This window comes from Streptomyces sp. NPDC054956, assembly GCF_053609185.1.
This window is the reverse complement of the sequence record NZ_JBSGXB010000332.1, coordinates 1-7,811: the sequence shown is the minus strand read 5'-3', so window position 1 is coordinate 7,811 and position 7,811 is coordinate 1. Positions and strand designations below refer to the sequence as shown.

2 protein-coding genes are annotated in these 7,811 nt (G+C 65.2%); both read right to left on the bottom strand.

Translation table 11 applies throughout. From position 1 onward, the window contains the following. Positions 1 to 81: 81 nt before the first annotated feature. Positions 82 to 435 carry a hypothetical protein gene (locus tag ACWGDE_RS33100; RefSeq protein WP_453392744.1) on the bottom strand — a complete coding sequence of 118 codons (354 nt, stop codon included), beginning with the start codon at positions 433 to 435 and terminating at the stop codon, positions 82 to 84. A 6-nt stretch (positions 436 to 441) separates the two neighbouring features. Continuing rightward, complete coding sequence (locus tag ACWGDE_RS33095) at positions 442 to 7,428, bottom strand: restriction endonuclease fold toxin (RefSeq protein ID WP_453392743.1); 6,987 nt, start codon at positions 7,426 to 7,428, stop codon at positions 442 to 444. Positions 7,429 to 7,811 lie beyond the last annotated feature (383 nt).

Genomic DNA, 7,811 nt, shown 5'->3' with positions numbered 1-7,811 from the left:
GGAGCCCTGCCACGTCAGGAGCCCTTCATAGCCTGCGAACCATAAAACGAGAAGGGCTCACCAACGCCAATCGCCCCACTATTAGCGGATGGCCACACGCCCATTCGCCACATCCCATTGGCGGGACGGTCCCCCCTCGTCGTCGTCCACGGTGAATGCCCCCTCCAGCTCAGGAATTAGTCCTGCGAGCCTCACCAGCTGATCAAAGATAAGGTCCACACCTCCACTCCGCATCGAAGCGCCGAAGAACGCATGGGTAATCCAGTTAATGACCCTCTTTTGATAGACCCATCCATCCAGATACAGGGCGACAATTTCTTCGGACAAGAAAAACTGCGCACCTTTAGCTCTATCCTGTGTCACGACGGCCTGGATCGTAGCCAGATCATCATAATCGCAGTCTAGAAACCCTCGAACATTAAAGTATCTTGACATGCCTGATCAGTCCTCCCCAAGTCCTGTTCGGACAACTATGCCCTTATTCTCGAGATAGGCTCGGACTTCAGGGTGAACGCCATACTTGAACCAGTACTCGGCCCTCACTCCACGTTCTTTGGCGCTTGCGGCTGTCGCCTTGATCTGATTTCTCGTCGACTTACTCAAGAAATTCTTCGGCTTAAGAACTGCCGACATGGACCGCTTCGCTTGAATTAGTGCGTCATTCGTGACGGAATCAACTTCGCGACCATTAACGTCAAGCGACTTACCCCCTGTGCGTGCCCTCACCATGTCTTCGTAGTGAGCATCTGCGGCTTCGCTCATCTTTCCTCTAGCCACCAGATTCTTCACTTTTTCGGAGGCGGTCATTCCCTTGATTTCCGCGGCCAAGGATGCTTCTGTGCTGCGCACACCCGAACCGACCGCAGAGGCCTCCGAGGAGACTCCACCGAATGCGAAGCTGAGCATTATTGAGATGCTTTCGCCGTCTTCGTATGCGTCATCCTTAGTATCGAATCCCAATCCCCCCATCACCCAGTCGTAGGCACCCTCTGCGGTGATTCCATAGCCGTACAGCGGATTAGTGAGGTCAAGGCTGGAGATGAGCGGGCGCCCCAGGCCTGCGAGTGTGTTCCAGTTGCGCTTTATTCCGCGCGGCTTGAGATAGGTCCAATTTGTTGGATTGCTGAAGTGTTCGGACCTCGTGTAGATCTCTTTTGGATCGACTATCCAGGACTGCCAATTCCAGCCGCCGTTACCCGTGTACTGCCAGGACTCGTGGTAGTTGACTTCCGCAGTGCCGCTGAGGTCATCACTCGGCCTGCAGATGCTCGTGTTGCCACCACAGGTTCCGTCAGGTCGCAGACCTGAGGGGTCGGAGAGGTTGATGGGGTTGTTGTTGCTGTATGCGTAGCCGTTCCACTGCTGGGGATCGGTAGGTACGAGGAGCGGGTCGGTGCTGATGAACCGGCCGGTTGAAGGCTGGTACTGGCGGGCTCCCAGGTTGGTAAGGCCGGTCTTGTCGTCCTGGGTGCCGCCGACGAATCCCTTGTCGCCGCCCCATGTGCCGGGTGCCGGCTGGGGGCCGCGGGGGTTTCCGAAGGGGTCCGTCGCTCGGCGGGTGACTGCGAGGGTGCCTGAGTCAACGGTCAGCAGGCCGGTGCCGTGGTGGTCGGCGAGCTGGATCGTCATGGGCGTTGTGCCTACGCGGACCATGGTCAGGCCGCCGGGGATGGGGTAGTACCGCGTCCCGGTCAAGGCCTTGGTGGCGGTGTCGTAGGTCAGCTCGTCCGCGCCGAGGCGGATAGTGGTCTTGCCCGGGTTGCGCTGGATCAGCTGGTTGCCGCTGGCGTCGTAGATGTATGTGGTGCTCTCGTCGGCGGTCGTCCACTTCTGGCCTGCGGGCACCGTTGTGCCACAGTCGCTGAGGACGATGCCTGTGCCGTTGGTGCTGACGTCACCGGGTACTGCCAGGCAGCGGGTGGCCGCCGGGTTGTACAGGGTGTTGTCGGCCCGCTTGGTCCAGTTCTGGGCGGCGGAGCCGTCGCAGGACTGGAGCAGGACGGTCGAGCCAGCCGTGGTGCCCGAGGCGGTGAGGCACTTGTCGAGGACCTTCAGTAGAGAACCGCGCAGGGTGAACTTCTGCCCGCCGTTCGTGTTGCAAGTGTTGATCTGGGCAGGTGTGCCGTTGGCGGAGTTTCCGCCCTGGGTCTCCAGGCACTTGCCGCCGATGCCGGTGATCGAGGTGGCCGGGGTGATGCTGTCCAGCTTGCCCTCGGCGTTCCACGTCAGGCCCGTGGTGCCGGTCTTCGAGGTGTACATGCTGGTGGTGTTGCCGACGGCGTCGTAACGGTTGCTGCCGGACACTGTGGTCGTGGCGCCAATCTTGGTGCTGCTATCGGTCAGTGCGTGTGCGCCGCCGGTGCCTGCTGCGGTGTTAACCGTTCCCGCGGCGGGGAACGTCTGGGTGGTGACGGTGTCCTTGGCGGTGTCGCCGGTGAGGTCGTGGACGGTGAAGGTCTTGCGGTTGCCCGTGACGTCGTAGGTGTAGTCATGCCAGTACGGGTTGCTGCCGCCGACCGTGACCGCAGTCGGGGCTGGGCTGGTGCACCGGCCCTGGTCCTGAGTCTGCTTCTCGCTGGCGGCTGGGACGGTGATTCCGGCGGTGTCGGTCCAGGCCGTGGTCATCCGGCCGAGGCTGTCGTAGGAGAAGCACTGACGGTCGGTGGCCGACGGTGTGTTGTCCGGGATCGTTGTGACGGAAGTGATCCCGCCCTTGTCGTCGTACGTGTACCCAGTCTGCTGGACGGCGCCACCGAGCGAGGTCTGCTTGTCCAGGTACTGGTTGCGCAGTCGTCCTGTTGCCTGGTCGTAATCGGCGGTGACCACGACCTGCGTCTTGTAAGGGTTCGCTGTCGAGCGGATGACCCTGCCGAGGGCGTCGTACTTGGTCTGCACGTCGTACGTCGTGGCGCCGGCGTACTTGTACAGCTGGCCGTAGTCGTTGTACGAGTAGGCCATTTCGTCTTCTGGCAGGCCGCCCAGCGCGGGAAGCAGTGAGTCTGTGAGCTGGCCTGTGAGGGGGTCGTACTGCGCGGTGGTGCTGTAGCTGAAGGTGGTGCCGGCGGCCTGGCCGACCTCGGTGCCCGGGATAGATGTTTGGTATGCGGTGACGCGGTAGGCGTCATCGTAACCCTGGACGGTCGTGGTGTATGCCTGGCCCGTGCTGCCTCCGACGTACTTGGTCGAGGAGGTCGGCTGTCCCTTGGCCACGGTATCGAAGGTCCACGCGGCAAGCTGATTAGCCGTCGTGACGGAACCCTCGTACATGCCGGTCTTACGGCCGGTCAGGTCGTAGGTGTAGACGAGCTTCTTGCCGCGTGCGTCGGTCGTGTCGGCGACCCGAGAGGCTCCGTCATAGGTATGGGTGACAGTCCCGGCGTCCGGGTCAGTCGACTGGATCTGCCGTCCTTGGAGGTCGTAGGTGTAGCGCCAGGTATTGCCTGCCGCGTCCTTGTGGGTCTCAGGGGCACCGGCCGGCGTGTAGGTGTAGCTCGTGACGGTAGCGTCGGCGCGGTTGCCGGTGGCCGTGGCCGTGCTGTACTGCCAAGCCTCGGTGGTGCGTCCACGACTATCGGTGAACGTGCTGGTCGGGTACCCGCCCTGCGGTGGCACCAAGTCCGTGCGGCCTGCGTCGGGATAGCTGTTGGTCGTACGGGCCTGCTCCACGCCCAGCGACCAGGACGATGTCACCATCGGCCGGCTGCGGCCGTCGTAGGAGGTTCGGGCCTGCAGTGGGATGGCCGAGTCCGCCGCCACCACGAGGGTGCCGCCAGGGCCGGCATCGTTGTTGTACCAGGCGGTGTTGACCCTTGACATACGCCCCTGGGAGTCGTAGCGACTATCGCTGACGATCCGACCCGTGTAGGCAGGGTTCGGCGAGGTGGACTGGTTCTGGCGCGCGCGGCCGAAGCCGTCGAGCAGGTCCACTGATTTCGTGCGGACCGGCGTCTCGCCGTCCCTCGTCAGGGTGCTGGTCGTCCGGGACGACGGCACGCCCGGCGTGTCGGACACCGTGTAGGCGAAGGTGACATTCGCCTCCGGACTGAGTTGCGGGGTCCGGCCCGGCAGCCAGACAGCCGTCGCCCTGCCGAGGGCGTCGTAGGTCTGAGTCGTGACCTTGCCGTTGGAGTCCGTGTTGGTGACGCGGGCGTCGCGGCGGGTGCCGAACGTGGTAACCGTGTCCCAGGTGGCACCAGCCACCCCGGGTACGGAAGTGGAGAGGGTGGTGGTCTGGGGCAGTTCGCCTGTAGAGGGCGCGGTGTAGGTGGTACTGATGGTGGCGCCGGCAGGGTGCTGGGCGTCAGTGGTGCGGGGGTCGGTCACAGTCGCCGGGCGGCCGTAGATGTCGTAGGTGAGAGTGCTGGTGGTGGCGTAGGACCCGGTGCCGTCGGTGCTGTAGTGGTCCAGGACCTGGCTGCTGGACGGTGCGCCGATCGTCCCGGCCTGCCCGTAGGGCTGGTTGTCGAACAGCATCCGCTTGGCGGCGATGGTGTTCGTCGCGTTGGCGGTGGCCGTGCACGCGTTGGCGCCGGCGATGGTGACGGTTTCGGCGACGAGGTCGGTGCGCTGGGCGTCCGGTCCGGTCGCGTACTTGGATCGGGTGCACACGTCCGGCAGGCCGTCCGCCTGGTCAAGCGCGGTGTCCACGCGGTTGCCGTGGTCTTTGTCGGTGTGCGTCGTGGCGCTTTGCGTGCGCCACGTGCCGTCGGCCTTGCGCTCCTGCATGATGGCCGTGGTCGTCGTGGAGGCGTAGCGGGCCACCAGAGCGGGCAGGCCGCTGCCGACGGTGTGCCTGGCGGTCTCCGCCTCGCCCGAAGCGCTGTTCACCGTCCTGGCGGTGACGGTGCCATTCGCCTGGTCGAAGGTCTCGCTCTGGAGGGCAGCGCCGCTGAGCCAGTCCACGTCGGTGACGTCCCGGCCGAGCGCGTCGGTCAGGTGGACGCTGCGGGTGGTGCCGTCCTTGCGCTTGTCACCGTCCATGCCCGTCCGGTATGTGGTGCGTGACTGAGCGCGAGGCCCGTCCGTGCCGCTGCCCACGGTGGAGGTCACGGTGGAGAAGCCGCGGAAATCGCCCCAGGTACGGGACTGGGCGTCAGTGAACTCGCTGTCGTCGCGGTGCCAGGCGGCGGGTCCGTAGGTGTAGTTGGTGATCTTCGCCGGTGCGTCCGTGGTGGTGTCGTTCTCCGTGACGGACTGGATGGTGTAGTGGTTGAACCAATCCAGGACCGGGTCCGCGTTCGCGACCGAGCCCTTCGGAGACCAACGGACCGGGTAGCAGGCCATGGTGTTGTCATCTTCGGCAGCCGGCATCACGTTGTTGAGGCGAGAGCATCCCGGCAGGTTGTAGTCCACGTTGAGGACGGCGCCGGTCTCGGTCTTGATCTGCTGGATCCGCGCCCGGTTCATGATCGGCGGGGCGGGCACCAGGTTCGTGCCGTCCACGCGGTTGGGCAGCATGACGGGGGTGAAGGTGACCGGCTTGAGACTTATGGCCGGGGATTCGGCCTTGCCCGTGCGGAGCACGGAGTCGAGCCACAGGACCTTCTCGCTCGTCGCGTCCTTCGGGTCGGGGAAGGAGTGCTTGAGCTCGTAGGAGTCGATGTCCTTGAAGGCGTTGTTGATGCGGACCTGGGTAGTGATGTTGGTCAGGCGCCGGGTGGTGAAGTAGGTCGGGCTGACGTTGGTGCAGGTCCCACTCTGCTTGCATTCCTGATCGATGGGCACGTCCGGCCAGTTGTTCTGGTTGGACGCCGTGCGGTTGGCCGGATCGCAGTTGGCCTGGTCGAGGCAGCGTTCAGCTGTACTGAAGGTGACGCGGGCGGCCGGCTCCAATGAGCCCTTGGCCGCGATCTGGTCGCTGAGGCGCTGCCCGTAGGCGATCTTCTGGAGGGTGGTCGCTCGTGTGTAGTCCGTGCGGGTGCCCGTGCCGCCGTTCTGGGCGCCGCCTCGCTCGTACCAGTTGGTCTCGGGAGACCAGGTGTATGAGGTGAGGTTGCCGTTCGGGTCGACGACGTAGTCGAGGGAGAGGCGCTGCCACATCCGGCAGTACGAGGCCTTGCCCTTGGAGCTGTCGTAGCAGGGGTCGCCGCTGTTCGGTGCGTAGACCGGGACGCTGGAGACGGAATTGGTGGCCGGGTCGGACCGGTCACCGCCGGGAAGGTGGTTCACGCCGAAGTAGAAGACGGTGCCGGAGCTGTCCGTCATCTTCGCGTAGGAGCCGTCCTGGACGCCGTTGGCGGCACCGGACACGAACTCGACTTTGCTGCCGTCGTCCCCCTTCAGACGCCAGGTGCCGGTGGCCGCATCGGTGGTGGCATTGGCCGAGCCCTGGTTGTCGTCCCGGATCAGCTGCCCACTGTGGGAGCCGGCGGAGATGACGGCGTTGAAGCCGCCCCAGCACAGGTCACCGGAGCCGGTGATGCCGTTCTTATCGCACGACTTGAAGGTCCGCTCGATGTAGCCGGGGTTGAAGTCCCAGCCTTCACCGACCCACGAAGCCTGCGAGTTCGTCGCGGACGTGCGTCCGTCCACCGAGGACGAGTTGTATCCCAAGGCTACGGAAGGTGCTGTGCCGCCGAGGGGGGGCGGCATCTGGACGGGATACCCGTATGTCATCGCACCGGCAGCGGTGCCGGCGGCCCAGCCTGAGGAGGAGGCCAGTTGGGTGGCGGTGTAGGAGCCGCCGCCGCCCGAGGGGCCGGTTTCCGCAGCGAGGACCATGCTCTGGACCGGCGCTGCGGGTGGGAGAGCAGATGCCGAGGCCGACGCCGGGGAGGACTTCCCTGGCTGCTTGGCCAGTGGCGCGAGTACGGAGCGGGCCGGGGCCGGGACGGTCACATCGGCGCTCACCCGGCCGGTGGCCTTGTCGTAGTCCATCGCCACGGGCGTGCGCTCGCGGCACTCAGCGCGTTCCGGAGTCAGCGCCGCACACGAGGGCAGCGCCACGAGGCGTCCGCGCGAGGCGAACTGCCCGTCCGTGGCGTCCTGCAATGCGCGCATGTCGAGCGAGACGCGGGTGGCGACGCTACCGGCCGCACTGCTGGTGTCCTGCCCGGCCAGGGTAAACGTGAGCAGAGCGCCGTGCACTCCGGCTGCTTGCGTGACGCGCGTGTCACCGCGGAAGACCGACACAGTGGTGCCGGCGGAACCCTTGGTACCTGTGGGCACGATCCACACCGGCAGATCACCGGCACGGACGGGCGCACCAGGCCGGGCCGCTGACAAGTCTGCCTTTCCGGTCTGGGCCCTGAGAGCAGCGGGTGCGCGCTGCGGCTGCACCGGCTTGGGCACCTCGTAGCGCGGCTCGACCTTGCCGGCTGAGCGGGCGGACGACACGCTCAAGGAAGCGGTGCGCGGAAGCGGCGTGTGTGGCGGCGCCCATACCTTTTTGAAGTCGGGCCCCGCAGCTGCTGCCTGCGCGGCGGGCACAGAGAGCAGGGACGTTGACAAAGCGAGGACGATCGGAACGGAGACCCGTATCCGATATTTTCGACTATTTCTACGCATGCCAAAGGTTGGCATCGTGACTCCCCCCGGAGTGAGCTGAGATGGCCGTGATCTCTGGTGATCAACGGCACAATCGCAGGGAATTTACCTGTAAGAACAGCCTCTAGTCGATCGGATTCTGAGATCGTCACGTGTTTCGCATCACGCCGGGAGCTGACTTCGGCTTCCGCGAGTCCCCACCATGAGGCTCCATCAGTGGTCATGCAGGCGCGGGCGGAAGCAGGTCTATGACCATGGCGCGGGGGGGGGGCCACCCCCGCCGGGGGGGGGGGAGCGCGCCCCGGCCGGCCCCGCCACGTGACGGG

What these genes read in the sequence shown, in the direction of transcription:
- ACWGDE_RS33100 (WP_453392744.1), bottom strand. Translation starts at nt 435, where the DNA reads ATGTCAAGATACTTTAATGTTCGAGGGTTTCTAGACTGCGATTATGAT.